Origin of the sequence: Methylobacterium sp. CB376 (genome assembly GCF_029714205.1) — a bacterium.
Lineage (GTDB): Bacteria > Pseudomonadota > Alphaproteobacteria > Rhizobiales > Beijerinckiaceae > Methylobacterium.
The window spans coordinates 7134473-7155398 of sequence record NZ_CP121648.1 but is presented as its reverse complement, the minus strand read 5'-3'; the positions used below and the strand labels follow the sequence as shown (position 1 = coordinate 7155398).

23 protein-coding genes are annotated in these 20926 nt (G+C 71.8%); 5 read left to right on the top strand and 18 right to left on the bottom strand.

The window, feature by feature from the left end; translation table 11 throughout:
- Positions 1 to 24: 24 nt before the first annotated feature.
- From QA634_RS32945 to QA634_RS32925, 5 genes are all read right to left on the bottom strand, one after another.
- On the bottom strand, positions 25 to 735 hold the full coding sequence (locus tag QA634_RS32945) for a glutathione S-transferase (protein WP_012336161.1): 711 nt from the start codon (positions 733 to 735) through the stop codon (positions 25 to 27).
- Between the two features lie 3 nt (positions 736 to 738).
- The gene (locus QA634_RS32940; protein WP_012336160.1) at positions 739 to 1392 is read right to left on the bottom strand and encodes a YidB family protein; all 654 of its coding nucleotides are present in this window, start codon (positions 1390 to 1392) and stop codon (positions 739 to 741) included.
- A 76-nt stretch (positions 1393 to 1468) separates the two neighbouring features.
- On the bottom strand, positions 1469 to 2194 hold the full coding sequence (locus QA634_RS32935; RefSeq protein ID WP_012336159.1) for an SDR family NAD(P)-dependent oxidoreductase: 726 nt from the start codon (positions 2192 to 2194) through the stop codon (positions 1469 to 1471).
- Positions 2187 to 3650, bottom strand: a complete 1464-nt coding sequence (locus QA634_RS32930; protein WP_012336158.1) for an ANL family adenylate-forming protein — start codon at positions 3648 to 3650, stop codon at positions 2187 to 2189. Before QA634_RS32930 ends, QA634_RS32935 begins: the two co-directional genes overlap by 8 nt.
- On the bottom strand, positions 3637 to 3894 hold the full coding sequence (locus QA634_RS32925) for a phosphopantetheine-binding protein (protein WP_012336157.1): 258 nt from the start codon (positions 3892 to 3894) through the stop codon (positions 3637 to 3639). The genes QA634_RS32930 and QA634_RS32925 overlap by 14 nt, the downstream gene beginning before the upstream one ends.
- 85 nt (positions 3895 to 3979) lie before the next feature.
- On the opposite strand from QA634_RS32925, the gene QA634_RS32920 reads away from it, so the two are divergent.
- From QA634_RS32920 to QA634_RS32910, 3 genes are all read left to right on the top strand, one after another.
- On the top strand, positions 3980 to 4855 hold the full coding sequence (locus tag QA634_RS32920) for a hypothetical protein (RefSeq protein ID WP_012336156.1): 876 nt from the start codon (positions 3980 to 3982) through the stop codon (positions 4853 to 4855).
- Between the two features lie 106 nt (positions 4856 to 4961).
- A complete protein-coding gene (locus QA634_RS32915) occupies positions 4962 to 6647 on the top strand; it encodes a thiamine pyrophosphate-binding protein (RefSeq protein WP_012336155.1) in 1686 nt (561 codons plus the stop codon).
- A 45-nt stretch (positions 6648 to 6692) separates the two neighbouring features.
- Positions 6693 to 9368, top strand: a complete 2676-nt coding sequence (locus QA634_RS32910) for a heparinase II/III domain-containing protein (RefSeq protein WP_283027085.1) — start codon at positions 6693 to 6695, stop codon at positions 9366 to 9368.
- A gap of 107 nt (positions 9369 to 9475) precedes the next feature.
- On the opposite strand, the gene QA634_RS32905 is transcribed toward QA634_RS32910, so the two are convergent.
- From QA634_RS32905 to QA634_RS32875, 7 genes are all read right to left on the bottom strand, one after another.
- Positions 9476 to 9922 carry a hypothetical protein gene (locus tag QA634_RS32905; RefSeq protein ID WP_012336153.1) on the bottom strand — a complete coding sequence of 149 codons (447 nt, stop codon included), beginning with the start codon at positions 9920 to 9922 and terminating at the stop codon, positions 9476 to 9478.
- Between the two features lie 10 nt (positions 9923 to 9932).
- A complete protein-coding gene (locus QA634_RS32900; RefSeq protein ID WP_012336152.1) occupies positions 9933 to 10256 on the bottom strand; it encodes a flagellar protein FlgN in 324 nt (107 codons plus the stop codon).
- Between the two features lie 17 nt (positions 10257 to 10273).
- The gene (locus tag QA634_RS32895; RefSeq protein WP_012336151.1) at positions 10274 to 10735 is read right to left on the bottom strand and encodes a rod-binding protein; all 462 of its coding nucleotides are present in this window, start codon (positions 10733 to 10735) and stop codon (positions 10274 to 10276) included.
- 60 nt (positions 10736 to 10795) lie between these two features.
- Positions 10796 to 11227 carry a hypothetical protein gene (locus QA634_RS32890; protein ID WP_012336150.1) on the bottom strand — a complete coding sequence of 144 codons (432 nt, stop codon included), beginning with the start codon at positions 11225 to 11227 and terminating at the stop codon, positions 10796 to 10798.
- Positions 11228 to 11230: 3 nt separating this feature from the next.
- Positions 11231 to 12001 (bottom strand): flagellar biosynthesis protein FliR, encoded by a 771-nt coding sequence (gene fliR / locus QA634_RS32885; RefSeq protein WP_012336149.1) that lies wholly within the window; start codon positions 11999 to 12001, stop codon positions 11231 to 11233.
- Positions 11998 to 14079 carry a flagellar biosynthesis protein FlhA gene (gene flhA, locus QA634_RS32880; protein ID WP_012336148.1) on the bottom strand — a complete coding sequence of 694 codons (2082 nt, stop codon included), beginning with the start codon at positions 14077 to 14079 and terminating at the stop codon, positions 11998 to 12000. Before flhA ends, fliR begins: the two co-directional genes overlap by 4 nt.
- 272 nt (positions 14080 to 14351) lie before the next feature.
- Positions 14352 to 14906, bottom strand: a complete 555-nt coding sequence (locus QA634_RS32875) for a hypothetical protein (protein WP_012336147.1) — start codon at positions 14904 to 14906, stop codon at positions 14352 to 14354.
- A gap of 565 nt (positions 14907 to 15471) precedes the next feature.
- Between QA634_RS32875 and QA634_RS32870 the strand changes: the two genes are divergently transcribed.
- Both QA634_RS32870 and QA634_RS32865 read left to right on the top strand, forming a co-directional pair.
- Positions 15472 to 15798, top strand: coding sequence for a hypothetical protein (locus tag QA634_RS32870; RefSeq protein ID WP_050777532.1), 327 nt, complete (start codon positions 15472 to 15474; stop codon positions 15796 to 15798).
- The gene (locus QA634_RS32865; RefSeq protein ID WP_150108773.1) at positions 15788 to 16231 is read left to right on the top strand and encodes a hypothetical protein; all 444 of its coding nucleotides are present in this window, start codon (positions 15788 to 15790) and stop codon (positions 16229 to 16231) included. The genes QA634_RS32870 and QA634_RS32865 overlap by 11 nt, the downstream gene beginning before the upstream one ends.
- A gap of 157 nt (positions 16232 to 16388) precedes the next feature.
- Here QA634_RS32865 and fliQ read toward each other — a convergent pair whose 3' ends face one another.
- The 6 genes from fliQ to flgK all read right to left on the bottom strand — a co-directional run bounded on the left by fliQ (position 16389) and on the right by flgK (position 20767).
- Complete coding sequence (fliQ, locus tag QA634_RS32860) at positions 16389 to 16655, bottom strand: flagellar biosynthesis protein FliQ (protein WP_012336146.1); 267 nt, start codon at positions 16653 to 16655, stop codon at positions 16389 to 16391.
- A complete protein-coding gene (gene flgD, locus QA634_RS32855) occupies positions 16652 to 17080 on the bottom strand; it encodes a flagellar hook assembly protein FlgD (RefSeq protein ID WP_012336145.1) in 429 nt (142 codons plus the stop codon). Before flgD ends, fliQ begins: the two co-directional genes overlap by 4 nt.
- Before the next feature lie 111 nt (positions 17081 to 17191).
- Positions 17192 to 17635: a flagellar biosynthesis repressor FlbT gene (flbT, locus tag QA634_RS32850; RefSeq protein WP_150108772.1), complete on the bottom strand. Its 444-nt coding sequence runs from the start codon at positions 17633 to 17635 to the stop codon at positions 17192 to 17194.
- Positions 17636 to 17643: 8 nt separating this feature from the next.
- On the bottom strand, positions 17644 to 17991 hold the full coding sequence (gene flaF / locus QA634_RS32845; RefSeq protein ID WP_012336143.1) for a flagellar biosynthesis regulator FlaF: 348 nt from the start codon (positions 17989 to 17991) through the stop codon (positions 17644 to 17646).
- Between the two features lie 284 nt (positions 17992 to 18275).
- Positions 18276 to 19310 (bottom strand): flagellar hook-associated family protein, encoded by a 1035-nt coding sequence (locus QA634_RS32840; RefSeq protein WP_012336142.1) that lies wholly within the window; start codon positions 19308 to 19310, stop codon positions 18276 to 18278.
- 5 nt (positions 19311 to 19315) lie between these two features.
- Positions 19316 to 20767: a flagellar hook-associated protein FlgK gene (gene flgK / locus QA634_RS32835; RefSeq protein WP_012336141.1), complete on the bottom strand. Its 1452-nt coding sequence runs from the start codon at positions 20765 to 20767 to the stop codon at positions 19316 to 19318.
- Between the last annotated feature and the right edge of the window lie 159 nt (positions 20768 to 20926).

Genomic DNA, 20926 nt, shown 5'->3' with positions numbered 1-20926 from the left:
GGCGGGCCGCGCGCCGCCGCGCCGTCACCCGTCGAGCTCCGGATAGCGGCGGAAGATCCCGTCCTCGTTGAAGGGCACCCGGCGGTCGCTCGCCCGGTAGGCGGCGATCCGCGGGCGCTCGCCCACGGCCCGGTGCAGGGCCGCCAGCTTGGGCGCCCCGGCGAGCCCCCGCGCGGCGGCCTGCGGGAAGGCGTAGAGCAGGCCCTCGACCAGCTGGAACAGCGAGAGGTCGGCGTAGCTGAGCCGCCCGCCCACCAGCTGCGCGGGGCCCCGCGGGTTGCGGGCGAGCACCTGCTCGAAGAAGCCGAGATAGGCCGGCAGGCGCGCCTCGCGGAAGATCCGGGCGGCGCGCGCGGCCTCGGGCTTCTGGTCCTCGTAGAACAGGCTGCTGGCGATCGGGTGATGGGTGTCGTGCACCTCGCTCACCGCGTCCGCCACGGTCAGCTGCAGCTGGTGGGTGCGGATCCGCTCGGCCTCACCCTCGCCGACGAGGCCGAGGCGCGGGCCGAGATAGAGCAGGATCGCGGCGGTCTGGCCGATCATCAGGTCGCCGTCGCGCAGGATCGGGCAGGCGAAGGAGGGGCGCGGCCCGTCCTCCGCCAGGAGGTCGTGCAGCGCGCCGAAGCCCCGCGTCCGGGCGACGTCGCGGTAGGCGGCCCCCGCCTCCTCCAGGGCAAGGCGCACGAACTCGCCCCGGCCCTGAATGCCCGGCCAGTAGAACAGCTCGTAGGCCACCGCCTACCAGCTCCGCATCTCGTCACGGCTCGGCGGGCGGCCCCCGGGGGTGAGCCCGTCGATCACCCCGGGCAGCACGGCGGCGAGCTGGGTCAGGAGGGTGTCGCGCTCGAGGCCGGTCTCGCGGCTCAGCGTCTCGACCGTGTCGGGGCCGAGCGCCTGGGCGAGCTGCTGGGGCGCGATCCCGCGATTCTGCCCGGGGCCGATCCAGGACTCGATCACCTCGCCGAGCCCACCGCGGCGGAAGCGGTCGATCAGCTGGTCGAGCCCGGCCGGGCCGGCATTGTCCGGGATCTCGCGGTCGAGGCCGGAATACTGGTCGGCGCGCTGGTCGAAGGGGTTGGGCACGCTGCCGCCCGCCTGCGGGCCCGGGCCGCCCGGCCCGTCGAGCATGCCGGAGAAGTCGGAGAAGGGGTTGTTCGGATCGGCGGCGGGGCCGGGGCGCGGCGCGAAGCCCTCGTCGCCGCGCGGGCGCGGCGCCGGGCGGGCGCCGCCGCCGAGGATGTCGCCGAAGCCGCCCTGCAGCGCCCGCGAGGCGAGCAGCATCAGCAGCGCCTTGACGAGGGGCGACATGGCCGAGGCGCCGCCCCCCGCCCGGCCCTGGCCCCCGAGCACGTTGCCGAGCACCGAACCGATCACCTGATCGAGCAGACCCATCACGCTCCTCCCGCGCCCCGCGGACTCTTCCGGTGCGTTAACCCGGCCGGAGGGGCGCGGTTGCGTCGCGGCGCGGTCAGGCGGTGCTGCCGGCGTCGATCGTCATCACCGTGCCGGTGATGTTGCGCCCGCTCTCGCCCATCAGGAAGGCGACGGCGTTCGCCACGTCCTGCGCCTCGGCGAGCCGGCGCAGGGCGGCGCGGCCGGTGATCTTGCGGCGCTCCGCCTCGCCGAGGCCCGCGGTCATCTCGGTGTCGATGAAACCCGGCGCCACCGCGTTCACCGTGATGCCGAGCGGGCCGACCTCCCGGGCGAGGGAGCGCGTGAAGCCGATCATCGACGCCTTGGTGGCGGCGTAGACCGAGAGCGCGTTGTAGCCCGTCGAGGCGATGATCGAGCTGACATTGACGACGCGCCCGGCCCCCTCGGCCATCATGGCGCGCACCGCGTGCTTGGTGAGCACGATCGGCGCGAGCGTGTTGAGCCGCACCAGCGCCTCGATGTCGGCGAGCGGCATCATCGCCAGGAGCCCCTCGGTGCCGAGACCGGCATTGTTGACGAGGCCGTAGAGCGGCCCGTGCGCCTCGCGCAGGCGCCGCACCAGGTCGGGCAGGGCCCCGATCTCCGCGAGGTCGGCGGCCGCGAAGTGGAGCTCGCCCGGCCCGGCCGCGCGCATCGCCGCCTCGAGCGCCTCGCTCGGGCGGCGGGCCACCGCCGCGACCCGGAAGCCGGCGCCGGCGAGGGTGACGGCGATCGCGAGGCCGAGGCCCCGGCTCGCCCCGGTGACGAGGACGTTACGCATGACGGCTCTCCGGCGGCGTCTCGGCAAGGGGCGTCTCGGCAAGGGGAGCCTGGGCAAGCGGGGCCTGGGCGCCCGGACCGCGTCCCCGGGCGAGCTTGCCGGCCCCGGTCACCGGCAGCGCCTCGGCGACGCGCAGGACGGCCGGGACCTTGTGGGCGGGCAGGGCCGCCCGGCAGGCGGCCAGGATCTCGGCCTTGACCGCCTCGACGGAGGCCTCCCCGGGATCGAGCACCAGGGTGGCGGTGACGAGCGCGCCCGTGATCGGGTTGCGGCGGCCCTCGACCAGGGACATCCGCACCCGCGGATGCCGGTTGATCACCGCCTCGACCTCCTCCGGGTGCACCTTGAGGCCCCCGACATTGATGATGCCGCCGCGCCGCCCGACGAAGGCGCAGCGCCCGTCGCGGATCTCGATCATGTCGCCGGTATCGACGAAGCCCTCCGCGTCGAGCAGGATCGGCGCGCCCTCGCCGAGGTAGCGGCGGGCCGTGCGGCCGGAGCGGATCCGCAGGGCGCCCTCGACCACGCGCAGCTCCACGCCGCCCGCGCGGGGGCCGAGGAAGCTCTCGGGGAAACCCTCGCGCCCATCCGTCACCTCGAACCCCACCCCCGCCTCGGTGGAGGCGTAGGCGTGGCCGATCGAGGCCTGCGGGAAGGCGGCGCGCAGGGCGTCGAGCACCGCTTGGTCGGCGATCTCGCCGGAGAGCCGGACGTAGGAGGGGCGGAAGGCGCCGAGCCCCGCGCTCATCAGCGCCCGGCGCCAGTGCGAGGGCGTGCCCGAGACGTGGCTCGCCCCGTGGCGCCCGAGGCGCGCGAGGAACTCCGCCACCGGCTCGTCCTTGGCCGAGAGGACCAGCGAGGCGCCGCCGAGGACCGCGCGCAGGAAGATCTGGAGCCCGCCGTAGCGGCGGATGTCGTAGAAGGTCGACCAGACCGGCGCCGGCTCCCCGGGGGGACGCGGGCGGATCGCGCCGGCGAGCCCCTCCAGGTCGTGCACCACCATCTTGGGCACGCCCGTGGTGCCGGAGGTGAGGAGCACCCATTCGGTGGCGAGCCGGGGCGCGGCCGGGGCCGCGGCGGGGCGCGGCGCGCCGATCGCGTGGACCGGGCGGCCGCCGACATCCGGCCGCGCCGCGGGCGCGAGGTCCGTTACCACGGCCTCGATCCCGGCGCGGTCCAGCAGGGTCGGCAGGTGGGCGGGGTCGAGGTCGGGCGGGGCGAGGAGGAGCCGGCGGGCGAGCCCGTCGAGGTCGATCAGCGCCAGGGCGGCCGCGAACTGGTCCGCGGTCGCGACCAGCACGGCGCGCCCGGCGAGCCCGTCGCGGGCCGGTCCCAGCGCGCTCGCGCGGGTGAGCGCCGCGAAGTCGATCGCGGCCTCGCGCCCGAGGAGGCGGCCGCCGGTCTCGCCGGCACCCGCCAGCGCCTCGCGCAGGGAGCCCGGGTCAGGCCGCGGCATCGACGGCGGCGCCCTCGTAGAGCGCGATGAACTCGCCGACCGTCACCGGGAAGGTGATCTCGTCCGACATCGTGAATGGATCGACGTTCAGTTCGCCCTCCAGCCGCGCCACCAGGATCGCGAAGCACAGCGAATCCAGCCCGGTCTCGACCAGAGCCGTGTTGTCCGACAGTGGAGCCAGCTTGCGCTGCTGCTCTTCGGCGATCTTCTTCATTTGATCGAGAATCGTTAACCTTACGGACATGCGGGCGTATCTCCTGTTCTCTTCATCCGCTATACCAGCCGCCGTGAAAGCCCAGCAAGGTTTTCGCCTCCGTAGGGTGAACGGAATGGTTACAGATGTCCGCGGCCCGGTGCGCCGGCGGCAGATCACGGAAGCGGACCTCGACGCCGTGGCCGGGCTGCTGAGCCGCGGCTTCCGGTTCCGGCCGAAGAGCTACTGGCGGCGCGGCCTCGCCCGGCAGGCGGCGCGGCCGGTGCCGGAGAGCTATCCGCGCTTCGGCTACCTGCTGGAGGCCGGGGGGCGGCCGGTCGCGGTGCTGCTGACGATCTTCTCCGAAGCGGTGCGGGACGGGCGCCGGGTCGTGCGCTGCAACCTGTCGAGCTGGTCGTCCGAGCCCGCCTTCGCGGGCCACGCCGCGCTGCTCGTCGGCGCGGTCCTGCGCGACCCCACCGTCACCTACCTCAATCTCTCGCCGGCCCCGCACACCCAGCCGATCATCGAGCGGCAGGGCTTCCAGCCGTTCGGCCGCGGGCTGTTCCTCAGCCTGCCCTGGCTCGCCGACCCGCACGAGCGCGTGCGCATCCACCGGGTGGGCGAGCGGGCGCCGGAATGCCTGGCGGACCTGCCCGAGCGCGACCTGCTGGAGGCCCATGCCGGCTACGGCTGCACCTGCCTGGTGGCGGAGGCGCAGGACGGGCTGCACCCCTTCGTCTTCGCCCCCCGGCGCATCCTCAAGCGGCTGGTGCCGACGCGCCACCTGATCTACTGCCGCGACCTCGCCGAGTTCGCGCGCTTCGCCGGGCCGCTCGGGCGCCACCTCCTCGGGCGCGGCCATCCGACCGTGCTGATCGACGCCGACGGGCCGCTGCCGGGCCTCGTCGGCCTGTCGCTCGCCCGGCAGCAGACCCGGTACTTCCGCGGCCCGAACCCGCCCCGGCCGGGGGAGATCCCCTACACGGAGGGCGCGATCTTCGGCCCCTGACGAGGCCTTCGGCCCTGACCGGGCCGGGATCCGCCCGCCCGCGCCGCCGCACGGGCCCCGCCCGGGCGCGGAGCGCCCACACGACGCAACCGCATGGAGCCGCACGATGGACGAGGCGAGGCCGGGGCGCACAGCCGCCCGGGTGCTGGTGGATCAGCTGGTGGCGAACGGGGTGCGCCACGTCTTCACGGTGCCGGGCGAGAGCTTCCTGCCCGTCCTCGACGCGCTGCGGGATTCCGGCATCGCGGTGACGACCTGCCGCCAGGAGGGGGCGGCCGCCATGATGGCGGAGGCCCACGGCAAGGCGACCGGGATGCCCGGGATCTGCTTCGTCACCCGCGGCCCGGGCGCCACCAACGCCTCGGCGGGCCTGCACGTCGCCCAGCAGGACTCGACCCCGATGATCCTGTTCGTCGGCCAGATCGAGCGGCGCTTCCGCGAGCGCGAGGCGTTCCAGGAGCTCGATTACCGGGCGGTGTTCGGCCCGATGGCGAAGTGGGCGACCGAGATCGACGACCCCGACCGGGTGCCGGAATTCGTGGCCCGCGCCTTCGCGACGGCGACGGCCGGGCGGCCCGGCCCGGTCGTGGTGGCGCTGCCCAAGGACATGCTGAGCGAGGCGACGGCGGCCCCGCTCGCGCCGCCCTTCCGGCCGGTCGAGGCGGCGCCGGGGGAGGAGGACGTGGCGCGGCTCGCCGACCTCGTCGCCTCGGCGGAGCGGCCCCTCCTGCTGCTCGGGGGCAGCCGCTGGAGCGAGGGCGCCTGCGCGGCCATCGCCCGCTTCGCCGAGGCCTTCGACCTGCCGGTCGCCACCAGCTACCGGCGCAGCCCCCTGTTCGACGCGCTGCATCCGAACTACGCGGGCGATCTCGGCCTCGCCCCCAACCCGAAGCTGGTGGCGCGCGCCAGGGCCGCCGACCTGCTCGTGCTGCTCGGCGGGCGCCTCGGCGAGATCCCCTCGCAGGGCTACAGCCTGCTCGACGTGCCCGGGCCGCGGACCCGCCTCGTCCACATCCATGCCGGCCCGGAGGAGCTGGGCCGCGTCTACCAGCCCTTCCTCGCCATCAACGCCTCGCCCGCGCGCACCGCCGCCGCCCTGGCGCGGCTGCCGGCCCCGGCCCGCATCCCGTGGCGGGAGGAGACCCGGGCCGCCCACGCGGAGTTCCTCGCCTGGGGCGAGCGGGCGACGCCGCAGCCGGGCGGGGTCAATCTCGGCGAGGTGATCATCCACCTGCGCGAGGTGCTGCCGCGCGACGCGGTCCTGTGCAACGGCGCGGGCAATTACGCGGCCTGGATCCACCGCTTCTACCGGTTCCGCGGCCTCGCCTCCCACATCGCCCCGACCTCGGCCTCGATGGGCTACGGCGTGCCGGCCGCGGTGGCGATGAAGCGCCTGTGGCCGCAGCGCACCGTGGTGTCGATCAACGGCGACGGCGATTTCCTGATGAACGGCCAGGAATTCGCGACCGCCGTGCAGTACCGGCTGCCGCTCGTGGTGATCGTGGCCGACAATGCCAGCTACGGCACGATCCGGATGCATCAGGAGCGCGAATTCCCCGACCGCGTCGTCGCCACCGACCTCGTCAACCCGGATTTCGCCGCCTATGCGCGGGCCTTCGGCGGGCTCGGCTGGACGGTCGAGCGCACCGAGGACTTCCCGGCGGCGTTCCGGGAGGCGAGCGCCTGCGGCCGGCCCGCGATCATCCACCTCAAGATCGCCACCGACGCGATCACGCCCGGCCAGACCCTGACCCAGATCCGCGACCGGGCGGTGGCGGGGCGCGCGGCCTGACGGGAGGGCGGCGCCGGCTTGACAGGCCGGCGGCCCAGCCGGCAGGTGCGGTCTCCCGTCCCCAGGACGCCCGCCCGCCTCCACCCGCCCGCGAGCATGCCCGCCGCGCCCCGTTTCCTGCCCGTCTCGGTGAGCTATGCCGGCGGCGCCGCGGCCGGCGCCCGCCCGGACGAGCACGTCGTGGCGGCCAACAACCGCTTCGCCCGGGCGGTGCTCGCCTTCTCCGACCTCCGGCCCGAGACCTGGGTGGAATTCGCCTTCCTGCTCGCCTGGGACGAGGCCGAGACCGCCGGCGCCAGCCTCGACTTCGCGCTGGTCGGGGTGGATTTCCTGGCGGAGGACAGGTCGAGCCTCGACTTCGAGCACGTGCCGGGCCTGTCGCGCACGCTCCTCGATCCGCAGAGCGCCTGGATCGCCGGGCCGGCCTACCTCGATGCCGGGGAGGGCACCCGCGCCGCGATGGTGCGCCTCGGCTTCCTGGTGCCCGATCCCGCCCGCCACGCCACGGTGAGCGTGCGCTCCTGGCGCAACGCCGCCCCCTTCGGCGTGATCCGGCCGGAGCTGCGCCAGGGCGGGCCGGCCCGCATCCCGCGGCGGCGGCGGCGCCTGGGCCTCGAACCGGACTGGCTCGACCTCGCCCTGGTGCCGGGCCGGCCGCTCGTGCTGCGCGGGCAGATCCACGCCGCGCGGACCGGCCGGGAGGGGGCGCTGGCGCGGGTCGCCTACAGGAACGCGGCCGGGGAGGCGATCCCGCCGCCCTATCCGGACACGGTCTCGACGCCCGATTTCGGGGCCGGCATCAACCTGCCGGCCCACCGGCAGGCCCGGCGCTTCACCCTCGACCTGACCCCGCCGCCGAAGGCCGCCGCCGTGCGGGTCGGCTTCGCCACCTGGGAGGCGGGGGCCGAGGTGGAACTGACCGGCCCGGTCGAGATCGGGCTGGAGGACGGGCTGCGCCTGGAGGCCCTGTGCGGCGACGAGGTCATCGACGCCGGCACCTTCCTCGACCGGGTCGACGCGGCGCTGGGCCTGCGCGGCTCGCCCGCCCCCGCCGAGGGGGTGCCGCTCCTCCTCGACCGGCTGCGCCGGCTGCAATCCGGGCCCGCCGGGCCGGGCGAGGCCGGCCCGGACGCGGCGCCGGACCCGGCCGGGACCGCGCTCCGCCTCGGCCGGGCCCCCGCCTGGGACCTGCCGCCCGAGCCGAGCTGGAGCGAGGACCCGTTCCAGTCGCCCGCGTGGCGGCTCGAGTACCAATCCCTCGGCTGGCTCCTGCCCCTCGCCGCGGCGGATGCCGCAAGGGCGACCGAGATCGCCCTGTCGTGGTCGCGGGCCAATCCCTGGGGCAATCCGGCCGACGGGCTCAGCCTGCATCCGGCGGCGCTCGCCGCCCGGGCCGAGGTGTTCGTGGCCCTGCTCGCGCCGTTCAGCATCGGCTCGATGCGGGTCGAACCCCTGCGCACCCTGGCGGGCGAGGCGGTGCGGCACGGCTTCGCCCTCGCGGAGATCATCGGCCAGAATGCCGTGGCGCGCACGCTGCACCACGTCCAGGCCGCGGTGGCGCTGCGGGCGGTCGCCCTCGCCCTGCCGCGCCTGCCGCTCTCGCCGTTCTGGCTCTCGCTCGCCCGGCACGCCCTGGAGGAGGGGTTCGCGGCGCTCAGCGCCCCGGACGGCACCTTCTCGGACCCGTCCCTGCACCAGCGGCTGGAACTGGCGAGCCTCGGGCGGCTGCTGGCCGAGGCGCTCGGCGAGGAGGCGCCCGGGCCGACGATCGGCCGGCGGGTGGGGCCCGCCCTGCGCATGCTCGCGGGGCTCCTCGATCCGGGCGGGCGGCTGCCGCCCTTCGGCGACGCGCCGCACGGCATCGACCACCGGGCCTGGATCGGGCGCCTCCTCGGCCCCGGCGAGCGGGCGACGGCCGCGCGCGGCAGCCTCGTGCCGGCCCGGGGCGGGCCGGGCCTGATCGCCGCGCGGGCGGAGGGGCCGGGGGCGAGCCGGGCGCACCTCGCCTGCGCCTTCGGCGAGCAGCGCCACGCCCACGGCCACGCGGATTGCACCTCCTTCGTCTTCGCGGCGGAGGGGGTGCGCTGGATCGTCGAGGCCGGCGGCTCGGGCCAGGTCGAGAGCGGGCTGGTGCGCCACTACCTGACCTCGGCGCGCGCCCACAACGTGGCTTGGCCGGACGGCCGCGAGCCCGGCGCGGGCACCGGCTGGCTCGCCGAGGTGGAGCGCCTCGACGGGGCCACCGCCTACGCGATCGGCACCAGCGTGCACGGGCCGGATTACCGCCACCGCCGGGTGATCGTGACCCTCGACGACCTGACCGCGCTGGCGGTGTTCGACCGCTTCGAGACCGAGGAGCGGCCGCTCTCGGTCGAGGGGCTCCTGCACTTCCCGCCCGACGTGCTGGTGGCGCTCGCCGGGCCGCGCCTCGTGCTGGCGAGCCGCGAGGCGCAGCGCCTGCGGGTCGTGCCGCGCCTCGTGGACGGCAAGCGCGGCGGCCTCGCCCTGGTCAGCGGCCGCAGCGACCGCCCGGGCGGCCTGCAGGGCTACCTCTCGCTCAAGCCCGGCGTGCTGCACCCGTCGAGCACGCTGCGCTACGTCTTCCACGGGCAGGGCGCGGTCTGCGGCGGGGTCGCCATCGCGCTCGACGAGGGGCGCGAGAGGGCGCTGGCGGGGCGGCTGACCCTCGACGCCGTGAAGCGGCTGCTCGGTGAGGCGTGAACCGGCCCGGGTCGGGTCTCGCGGATCCGGGCTTCGCTCATGCGCCGCGCGGGCGCGTGATCCGCGATCCGCTGCGATCAACCGGATCCCGGATCAGCCCGCCCGCCTCACGAGCGCAGGTCCTTGCGCGGCACGAAGTTGAAGTCCTCCACCAGCACGTCCTTGACCACCTCGGCGCCCAGCCGCTCGTTGACCTTGGCGCGGATCTCGTCGAGGCGCTTGCTGATGTTGTACTTGGCCATCCTGCGGAAATCGAGGCTCGGATCGCCGTAGATCTGGCGGAAGGCCTCGTCGATGACGAAGGAATTGGGCGGCACCGCGACCGTGTGCATCAGCTTGGCATCCGCGGTGAAGACCAGGACCGTGACGATGTAGCCCTGGAGCGCGCCGTCCGCGATGACCGGCACGTTGATGGCGCGCAGCTTCTGGTACTGGAGCCCTTCGAGGTAGGGCTCGGTCCTCTGCGCGAACAGGCCGGCGCCCCAGGTGACGACGCCGTAGCACGAGAGCAGGGTGACGACGCAGATCCAGATGCCCGTGACGACGATGCGCATGCGCGAAGCCTCAGCGGTGGTCGGGGCCGTAGGTGCCGTCGGAGTCCGCCGCGCGCAGGGCGCCGGCGATCACCTCGGACACCTCCTCCACCGCCCGCAGGTTCAGGGCGACGACCTCCTGGTTGCGGGCGAGCTTGTCGCGCAGGCGGGTCAGGCAGGCGGCGAGATCGGGATCCGCCGGCTCGTCCCGGTGGCGGGCGAGGCGGGTGAGTTCGAGCAGGCTCTGGCTCTTGCGCCGGTTGACCTCGTCCTGGTCGATCGGCCGGCGCGTCAGCAGCGCCTCCGTCTCCTCGTCGATCGTGGCTTCGAGCCGGGTCAGGGATGCGATCAGCATGGGGGCGCCTCGGGCGGTCAGAGTTGGGACTTCTTGGTCTCGCCGGTCTGGACCGGGTGGGCGTTGGCGAGCAGCCGGGCGATGCCGAGGCCGCCGGCCTTGGCGATCTGGCCGCCGATCTGCTCGGCGAGCATCGACTTCCAGTAGCCGCCCGCCATGCCCTTGCCGTAGACGGAACTCGCCTTCGACGGCAGCATCGTCTCGACGAAGTGCTGCAGCACGAAGGACTCGAACTGCCGGTAGGGGCCGGCCGCCTTCTTGGCCGAGAGCGCGGTGTCGGACTTGGCCGCGGTGAGCGCGCCCTGCGCGTCGAGGGGCATGTGCGTCGAGAGGCCGGCCGAGGCCATCGCGTCCGCGAAGGCGGAGGGGTCCACCGCCCCGCCGGCGGTGCCGAGCTTGGCGGCGGCCTCCTGCAGGCGGGTCGGGTCGGCGGCCCGCGCGACGTCGAGCACGATGTCGGAGGGAGGCTTGATGCTCATGGCGACTGCCGGGGATCCTGCCGTTGCGGGAGAGGATGCGCGAGCGATAGCCCCGCTGGCTTACGGGAGGCTTGCGTCACCGCGGGCAACCGGTCCTTGGGCGACCGGTCCTTGGGCGACCAGCCCCTCGATGCGCTCGGCGAGGTCGCGCCGCTCCGCCTCGCGCCGGGCCTCGGCGTCGAGCCGGGCGACCTGGCGCTCGCTGCGCTTCTGCGCCAGCGCGCGCTCGCGCAGGGTCTCCTGCTCGGCTCCGGCGCGCGCGGCGAGGGCGGCCTTCTCGCCCGCCAGCGCCTTCACGCGGCGCGCGGCGGCTTCGAGGAAGAGGCCCGCGGCGGCGTCCTGGCCGAGGGCGGCGAGGAGGGCGGCCTCGGAGGCGCCGACCGCCTCGGTCCGGCGCCGGGTCTCGGCGAGGTCCCGCTCGGCGGCGCGCCGCATCTGCTCCTGCAGGGCCATCAGGCGCTTGGCGCGGGCGAGGCGGTCGGGCGCGCGCACGCCTCAGCCCTGCCGCAGCCAGATCGCGTAGGAGCCGAGGAACTGCATCAGCACCTCCCCGGAGATCAGGTAGAGCATCAGGATTCCTCCCACCATCACGAAGGGCGTGGCGATGAAGTAGACCGGGATCGTCGGCGTCAGCTTGTTGGCGAAACCGACGGCGAGGTTCACCACGATCGAGTAGACGATGAAGGGCGAGGTGATGCGCAGGCCGAGCACGAACACGCTGGTGATCTGATCGACGATCTGCACCAGCGCCGCCTGGGAGCCGAGCCCCTCGCCGGGCGGCAGGCGGGCGTAGGAGTCGACGAGGCCGCGGAACAGCTCCCAGTGCAGGCCGGCGGAGAAGAGCAGGGCCGTCGCCGCCACCATCACCAGGGAGACGAGGGCGCCCTGGGGCTCGTTGCCCTCCATCGGCGTGCCCGGGATGGTCCCGAACCCCACCGCCATGGTCACGGCGGTCATCACGGTCTCCAGCACGAACAGGAAGACCCGGCCCAGGAGCCCGATCAGGAAGCCCGTCAGGCTCTCCGAGAGGATCCACAGGAAGGTGACGGCCGGCTCCTGCGCGGCGAGCCGGCCCCTGAACAGGGGCAGGATCAGGGGGCTGAGCGCGAAGGTGACCGAGAGCGCGAGGAACAGGCGCACCTGGACGGGGATGCGGGCGCTGGAGACGCCGGGGACCACCAGGAGGCAGCCGCCGATGCGGCAGAACATCAGGAAGATCCCGAGGAAGAGGTCGGGCCCGGGCAGGAAGGGGCCCGGCCCGCTCACGAGATCGTCCCGAGGGAGCGGATCTCGACCCCGCGGGCGATCTCCAGGTGCGACAGGACGGGCAGGGTCGGGAAGAGCCGCTCGATGATCATGCGCACGTAGGGCCGGGCATCCGGGGCGGTGACCAGGGCGAAGACGTGCGCCTCCTTCTGCCGCGCCCGGATCGCCTCGGAGGCCTCGGTGCCGAACTGCTCGACGAGGCGCGGGTCGACGTCGAACTCGATCACCTCGCCCTTGGCGTCGCGCTTGAGGCTCTGGTGGAAGGACAGGTCCCAGCGGCTGCCCAGGCGCAGCACCGCCAGCACCCCGTCCTCGGCGAGGTCGCCGCAGATCTGCTGGGCGATGCGCATCCGCACGTGCTCGGCGATCTGCTCGGACCGGCGCGCGTGGGGGGAGATTTCGGCGATCGCCTCCAGGATCAGGTGCAGGTTGCGGATCGACACGCGCTCCGCCAGCAGCAGCTTCAGCACCGCCTGCAGCCCCGAATAGGAGATCTGGGAGGGGCAGATCTCCTCCAGGAGCCGCTTGTACTCGGGGTCGAGCCGGTCGAGGAGGTTGCGCATGTCCTTGTAGGAGAGGAGATGCGGCAGGTTGTTGCGGATCACCTCGGACAGGTGGGTCAGCAGCACCGAGGTGCCGTCCACCGGCTCGAAGCCGCCGCGGCGCACCTCGGCCGCGTAGGCGTCGAGCACCCAGATCGCCCTCATGCCGAAGGCGGGCTCGCGCACCTCCTCGCCGGGCACGTCGGGCCGCGGCCCGTCGCCCACCACCACGAGCGACTCGCCGGGGCGGATCTCCTGGCTCGCCGAGAGGGTGCCGTGGATGCGGATCTGGTAGGTCTTGGGCGGCAGCGAGGGGCTGTCGGTCAGCTTGATGTCGGGAACCACGAACCCGTACTGCAGCGCGAACTTGCGGCGCATCTTCGATACCCGGTGGCCGAGCTCGATCCGGGCGGTGTTGGCCTGGGCCGAGAGGTGGCGGCCGAGGCAGAGCTCGATCTCGGGGGTTTTCAAGGATTCCTTGACCGAATCCTTGGCGGCCGCGGCCTTGCGCTCCTCCTCGAGGGCGCGCTGCGCGGCCTCCGCGGCCTTCTTCTCGGCGAGGCGGCGCGGGATCGCGTAGGCGACGAAGCCCATCAGGGCGGCGAGGGCCATGAAGGGGACGAAGGGCAGGCCCGGGACCAGGGCGAACAGGCCCATCAGGGCGGCCGCGACGGTGAGCGCGCGCGGATAGGCGCCGAGCTGGCCGAGCACCGCCTGCTCGGCGGTGCCCCGGGTGCCGCCCTTGGAGACGAGCAGGCCCGCGGCGAGCGAGACGATCAGGGCCGGGATCTGCGAGACGAGGCCGTCGCCGACCGAGAGCTTGGTGAAGACGTCGGCCGCGGTGGCGAGCGGCATGCCGTGGCGGGTCGTGCCGATGATGATGCCGCCGAAGATGTTGACCGCGATGGTGATCAGGCTCGCCACCGCCTCGCCGCGGACGAATTTGGAGGCGCCGTCCATCGAGCCGAAGAAGGCGCTCTCCTCCTCCAGCTCGCGGCGGCGGCGCTGCGCCTCCTTGTCGTCGATGAGCCCGGCATTGAGGTCGGCGTCGATCGCCATCTGCTTGCCGGGGATGGCGTCGAGGGTGAAGCGGGCGCCGACCTCGGCGATGCGGGTCGCGCCCTTGGTGATGACCAGGAAGTTGACCGTGATCAGGATCGCGAAGACCACGATCCCGATCACGAAGTCGCCGCTCATCACGAATTGCGAGAAGCCCTGGATGACGTGGCCGGCGGCGTTCACGCCGGACTGGCCGTTGGCCAGGATCAGCCGGGTCGTAGCGATGCCGAGCGCGAGGCGCAGGAGCGTCGCGATGAGCAGGACGGTCGGGAAGGCGGAGAATTCGAGCGGCTTCTGGATCCAGAGCGCCACCATCAGGATCAGGACCGAGAGCGCGATCGAGAAGGCGAGGCCGACATCGATCAGGACCGCCGGGATCGGCAGGAAAAGGACGGCCAGGATGGCGACGATGCCGGCCGCGAAGCCGAAATCCCGCTGCGTCCTGCGCTCCAGCCCGATTGCCTCGACCAACGCCATCGCGGCTCCCCGCTCTCCGGTGACGCCGGTCCTTGTCGGCGCGGAAGCTTGCGCGAGGGTGGCGGGGCCTTGCCGGCGGTGCGGGCGGGGGTGAGGCCCGCACCCCGGATCGGCCCGGGGGTACGGACCCGGCCGGGGCGGCGGGTCGTCCCGGGACGGGCGGCGCCGCGTCCGGTGCGATCGTCGCCTGCCGGGAGGGCCTGGGAACCGTCCGGCTCGGACGGGCAGGCGGGGCGGCGGCCCCGCGCCGTGACCTTCGCTCCGCGGTCGGATCAGCGCGTCGCGGCATCCAGTTGGGCAAAGGCCTCGTCGACCGAATACGCCCGAGTCTCGGCCTTCGGAGGTTGCAATTCTCCCGATTTCAACTTCTTCCCCAGACCCGAATGCATAAATTCTTCGATTTCGTTGCGCGATTTCTCAAGTGATCTTAGAAACTTAACCCAATCGAATTTCTTGTCTTTAGCAATTTCAGGGCTTTTATCAACATAATCGACAGCCTCATCGAATGTATCGAAAGAGCCAAGATCCGCGATGGTGATCATCTTCGTCGCATAGATGACCTTGCCGTCGCTGAGCGCAGCGGCCATCGCGAGACCCGCTGCCGCGGACGCGGCCTGCCTCGTCGCGTAACTCGGCTTGTTGGATATACCGGTCGCGGTCTTGATGAGATCATCGGCCGGTGATGAGGGAGAACTTGCTGCGGCTCCGGTCCCGCGCAGCAAAGCGAGCACCGGAGTTTTGCTGGTGAGAGAAACGGTCGTCATGGCATGAACACCTGTTTGGCCGCGGGTGAGGTCTTGCGGAGCACGCGCGTTGGGCTCGCCCATGGCTGCGAGGAAAGCCCCTGTTACGCTCGGGCAAGATGATTAAGATTATGTCAATCTGCATACTTCTGCCCAGTACAAATCTCCTCGTTCCACCGAGAGATCCGATCTTTGTGCTGAATTCAAATATATTTCCAGTATACTATCATTTCTGTACGACATTCTTAGCGCCGAAATTCAACGATGCTTGCATTTTTGATACTCAGCAAGCCAGAAAGGTTTGTGTAAAACAAAGAAAAATATCAGCACGAACTTTGTATATATGGAAATCACTTATCTTGTTTCTGCGTACAAATTCGATCTGTAGCACTGAAATTGCTATAGGTGAATATTTTATATATTCCTGAATTATTGCTACAGAGCGAACTGGAAACGAATTACAGGAATTACCAAAGCGGCCTTAAACAACCTTCGGTCGGTAGTTGGATCGATATGTTCCCGCTAGGGTTAGTCGCTGACTCAAAGGAGTTGGCGCTGCGGCGTGGAGAGGACGCCGCATCGAAGGCCGCTAGGCCTGCTTCGCAGGTGAGAATCTGCAGCTTTCCAATGAGGAGATCCGAGATGGCGAATGTCGTTGGAACTGACGGGCGCGACGTTCTTTGGGGGCACCTCTGGACCTGATCTCATCCAGGGAAAAGGTGGCGATGACACCATCTACGGTGGATACGGTGACGATGTCCTGCAAGGCGACGACGGGGACGACGTGTTCCTCCTGAATGGATCGGAGGGTAACGATTTCTACGAGGGCGGCAGCGGATCCGATAGTATTTTTCTCAAAGGCGTCAGCTATGTATGGAATTACGTCGAGATCGGCATCAGCTCGATGACTTCGATCGAGGCGATCATTAATCTCACGAGCGTCCCGACAACAATCAAAACCAAATTTGTCACTTGATCTCACAGGAGTCAAACTGGTCGATATCGATGCGCTGAATGGCAGCGCAGGCAACAATTATCTGACCGGGGAACGCGTGTACCACCAGGCGACCGGCACGTGGACGGGCATCACGATCAACGGATACGGCGGCAACGATGAACTCACCGGCTCCGATCTCAGCGACAGGCTCGACGGCGGCGAGGGCAACGACACCTTGATCGGCGGCAGCGGGATTTATCAATTCCGCTTCGAGGCCGGTCAAGGCATCGACCTGATCATGGATTGGCAGGACGGCACCGACAAGATCGTCGTCGGACCCTCGCTCTCATCCGTCGACGTGCTCAACTATAATGGAAACGCGCTGCTCAGGTTCGATGGGGGCTCGACCTACGCGCTCCTGGCCGGGGTGACGCCGACCGCGATGGACGCGAGCGATTTCATCTTCGCGTAGAACCTGGCGGTGAAGTGGTGGCGATCGCCGCGCGCGGTCGCCCTTCCCCTCGCGGCCCCGGTTCGGCCCGCCCCCGAGGGTCTCGCCGGCGCGAGACCGCGCCGCCAGGGCCGGGCCGGCCCTCGCGCGACGGCCATCCGGGCCCTCTCCGCGTTCCTCAGAAGCCCGAGGTGATCCGCCCGTAGGCGTTCTCGGTGAACATGTAGAGCTGGGTGCCGACGAAGGAGCCGGTCATCAGCATCACGAGCAGGATCACGACGATCTTCGGCACGAAGGTGAGGGTCACCTCCTGGATCTGCGTGAGCGCCTGGAGCAGGGCGACCGCGATGCCGACCGCCATGGCGGCCGCGACCGCGGGCCCGGCCCCGATCAGGATGGTCCAGATCGCGGCGCGCACCAGTTCGAGGGCGTCGACCTCGTTCACGACAGAGACACGCCGTTGCCGAGGAGCAGCTGCCGGCCGTCCTTCAGGGTGGCGAGCGGACCGTCCGTGGTGATCTTCACGGAGGCGACCACGCCGGTGATCTTGCCGTCGTCCGAGGTCGCGGTGCGCCCGATCGCGCTCTCGGCCTGCGACAGGTAGTTCGAGGACAGGAGCGCGTCGAGCTTGTTGTTCATCTTGGTGCTCTGCTCGACCTCCGAGAAGGTGGCGAGCTCGCCCATATAGGCCGTCGAATCCATCGGCTTGGTCGGATCCTGGTTCTTGAGCTGCGTGAGCAGCAGCTGCAGGAAGGCGTCCGTGTTGAGCGAGGTCGCGGTCTTCGAGGTGGTGGGCGCGGCGCTGCCGCCCGTCGCGGTCGCGCCGCTCGACGCCCCCGCCGTGGACGAACTGATGCCGGTGATGCTCATCGCTGGTCTCTCCTCTGGCGCCGCGGCGCCGCTGCCGCGCCGGCGGCGCGGTGTCGCTTGGATCCGGGCCGGTTGGCTCTCGTGCCGGTTGGATCTCGGGCCGCTCGGGCCTCAGGCCGCGCGGCCCGCGCTCCGGACGACCCGGCGCGGCGGGGGCAGCTCGGCCTGGGCCGCGCCGCCGTCGAGGACGGCCGCCTCGGCGGCGTAGAGATTCCGGATGAGCTTCAAGGCCTCGTAGGGCCGCCCGGCCGCGATCTGGGCGGAGGCGGCCATCAGGCCCTCCCGGATCTCCGCGTTGGTGAGCGCCGCCATCAGGCCGGCATGCAACTCGTCATAGAGTTTGCGGGCCGGCTCGGCCCCGGCCGGGTCCATCAGCAGCACCTGGGCGGCGAAGTAGAGCTGCCGCAGGGGAGTCGTCGCCTGTTCGGGCTGGAGCACGTGCTGCTCCAGCAGGAAGGTGGCCTCGTTCAGGAGCTCGAGCGAGACCCGACGGTCGACGCGCAGGACCGCGCCGTTCACGTAGACCCGCTCGCCGGCCCGCAGGGACAGCCGCATGCGCCGGCTCATCGCAGACCGTCGCGGATCGCCGTGTTCACGTCGATCAGCGGCGCGAGGCTGCGCTCGGGCAGGCGCAGGGCCTCGCTCGCCTCGCGCATGCTCCACAGCCCGATCGAGACGAGGTCGGTGCGCAACGGCTCCGGCAGCCCGTTCTCCGGGTTGAGGAGGTCCTCGATGAGGACGTCCCAGAGTCGCTGCAGGAAGCTCACCGCCTCGCCGCGATCCTCGAACTTCGCGTCCGCCGCATCGGCCTTCCGCAGCAGGGCGAGCGCCCTGTCGAAGGCCGCGCGCTCCCGCTCGCGGCAGAGGTCCGGCGCGTCTTCCAGGATCTCGTTGTAGGAAAAACGGTACATCGTCGCTGATGCCTCGTGTGACTCGGGCCCGGTCAGCCGGACCGTCGAACCGGCCGCCCGCCGGTCGGAGGGGCCCCGGGAGCCCCATCCGCGCCGGGTCGGGCGGCCGTCGCGAAGTATCTCAGGAGAGTTTGTGCTTAAGGTTAACACCGACAAACTCCTGAGCGGCCTTTCTTGGGAGCCCATGACGCGCGCGGGACCTGGCCTGCGCCCGTGAAAACCTTCCCATGCAAGGAGAACCAAGCTGAGTGCAGCTGCGGAAGATGATCCGCAACCGGCGATCACTACAGATAATTGACGAGGCTGAGCTGCCGAAGTTGCGACGTGAGCGAGTAGGACATCTGGATCTGAGCGTTGAGCCGGTCGAGCCGGGTCTTGGCCTCGGCGGGATCGACCCCTTCGAGATCGTCGATCCGGCTGGCGATCAGGCTCTTCTGGGCGTCCATGCGGGTGTTCGCGTCCTTGATGCGCGCCTGCACCGTGCCGAGATCGGCCTGGAGGCCGACGAGGCCCTGGCTCCCCTGGCTGAGCAGCGACGTGATCTTGTCGGCGATGACGGTCTGCGTGGCCGCCGACATGGTGTCTGCCTTCAGGGCGGAGGCGAGGACGTAGGCCATGGCGAGGCTGCGGATCGGCTCCGCATTGGCGCTGACGGAGGTCCGGGCGGTCTCGTCCGGGGCGATCCGGCTCGTCAGCGCGTCGCTCGACGCGCTCGACCAGGTCGCGGTCCAGTGCGCCTCGTCGAACAGCTGGGCCAGGGGCCCATTCAGGAACGCGGTCATCTGGGCCGGCGTGATCGTGGCGGGATCCGCGCTGCCGAAGGCCGCCTGGAAGGCTTGGTCGACCGCCGCCTTGGCGGGCGAGGTCGGGCTGCCCGCATAGGCGGTGAGCGGCGCCTTGTCGGTGTTGAGCCCGGCGAACAGGTACTGGCCGTTGGCGGCGCCGTTCAGGGCCGAGGTCAGGGCGGCGAGCTGGGTGGCGGCCAGCGTCGAGATGGTCGAGACCTTCTTGTCGATCGAGGCGCCGAGCAGCTGCTTGAGGGTGTCGTCGGCCGCGGCCTGGAGCTGCTTGAGCGTCGCCTGGGTCTGGTCCAGGCGCAGGGCGGTGAGGCCGTTGTCCTGCTTCAGCGCGGCGAGCTGGTCCTGCTGCCCGCGCAGCGCGAGGGAGACGCTCACGCGCGACCCGAGTTCGAGGCCGACATCCGCGTAGCGGCCGGACGCGACCTCCTGGGTCGCCTTGGCGCTCTCGGCCTGGAGCCGGGCGGTGGCGCTGCGCGGCGCGTTCCAGAGGCTTTGCGTCGAGATGTAGCTCGTCTGCATGGTGTCTAGACCGCGTTCATGAGGGTTTTGAACAGCTCGTCGATCAGCGTGACCAGCTTGGCGGAGGCCTGGTACGACCTCTCCAACTGCAGCGTCAGCGCCGTCTCGTCGTCGGTATTGACGCCGGTGACGTTCGAGAGGGCGTCGGAGGCGCGCCCGAGCAGCGTCGTCTGCTGGTCGACGGTGCTGGAGGCGACCTTGCGCTGGGATTCGAGCCAGCCCGCCGAGGCGCCCGCGTACTCGGCCAGCGCCATCGACCCGGTCGGGCCCGGGGCGCTGCCCAGGCTCTGCTTGGCGGACAGGGCCGCGACCAGGGCGGTGAGCCGGCCCGCATAGGCGGTGCCGCTGCCGGCGGCGGCCGGGTTGGAGCGGTAGGCGGCGCCGTTCATGCCGCCGTCGCGCAGGAGCGCCGGGTCGCCGCCCCTCTGCGGATCGACCGCGGCGTTCAGGGTGATCGCGGCGGCGAGCCCCGCCTTGGAACTCGGCAGGGCGGAGGTGCTGCCGTTTCGGAACAGGCCGGCGAGGTCGGCCCCGCCCGAGGACGAGGTCTCCCGGAAGGTCGCGATCAGCGCGGAGGCGATCTCGTCGAGCTGCGCCGCGTAGGCCGGGGCGGCCACGTCGCGCAGCTGGCTCAGGCCCGCGAGCGTGCCCGAGCGCAGGGGCATCGGCGAGTTCGGCCCGGTGACCGCCACGCCGTCGATGATCACGGCATTGCCGGTCGTGCCGGATTGGTAGGTCGGCGTCGCCGCGAAGCTGACCTTGCGCGGGATGCGGTCGTAGAGGGGCACGCCGCTGTCGGTGTAGAGCGCGACGTCGCCGCCCTCGCGGGGCACCACGGTGACGCCGAGTTCCTCCGAGAGCTTGGCGATGATCTGGTCGCGGGAATCGAGCGCGTCGGTGACGTCGGCGCCGAGGGCGGTGCCGCGCATCACCGCCTTGTTGGCGAGGTCGAACTGCGACAGCAGATCGCTGATCCGCGTCACGGACTCGCCCATGGCCGCGTCCGCGTCGGCCTGGGTCCTCGCGACGGCGCCGGCGGCCTGGTTGAGGCTCGCGGCGAGGTCCCGGGCCTTGTCGAGCGCCGCGCGGGCGAGCGTGGCGTCGTCGGGCCTGTTCGCCGCCGATTGGAGCGCGGCGGCCAGGGCGGAGAGGCGGGCGGCGGCCGAGGTCGTGCTCTGCGGGTCGCCGACCGTCTGCTGGAGGGACTGCAGGCCCCTGAGCAGCTGCTGCGACCCCGCGAGGTCCGAGGTGGCGGAGATCATGCGCGCGTAGAGCGCCGCGTCGCTCGCCCGCGTGATCGAGACCGTGACGCCGCCGGTGCCCGGCACGAGGGTGGCGATCTTGCGGGAATAGCCCGCGCTCGACGCGCCCGCGACGTTGCGGGACGACACCGCGATCTGGGTCGAGGAGGCGAGGAGCGAGGAGCGCGCCGTGGCAAGCGCGAGGGAGAGGCCCATCGGGAGGCTCCGGAGGAGACGCGCGGGACGCGACGCCCGCGCCGGGAGAGGCGATGGCGGCGCTGGCGCAAGGACCGGCCGGTGGGCCGGGGCGTGGTCGAGCCCGCGCCGGGATCGGGAACCGGGCGCCGCCGCCCCCCGCCGGGAGCGGCCGCGCCC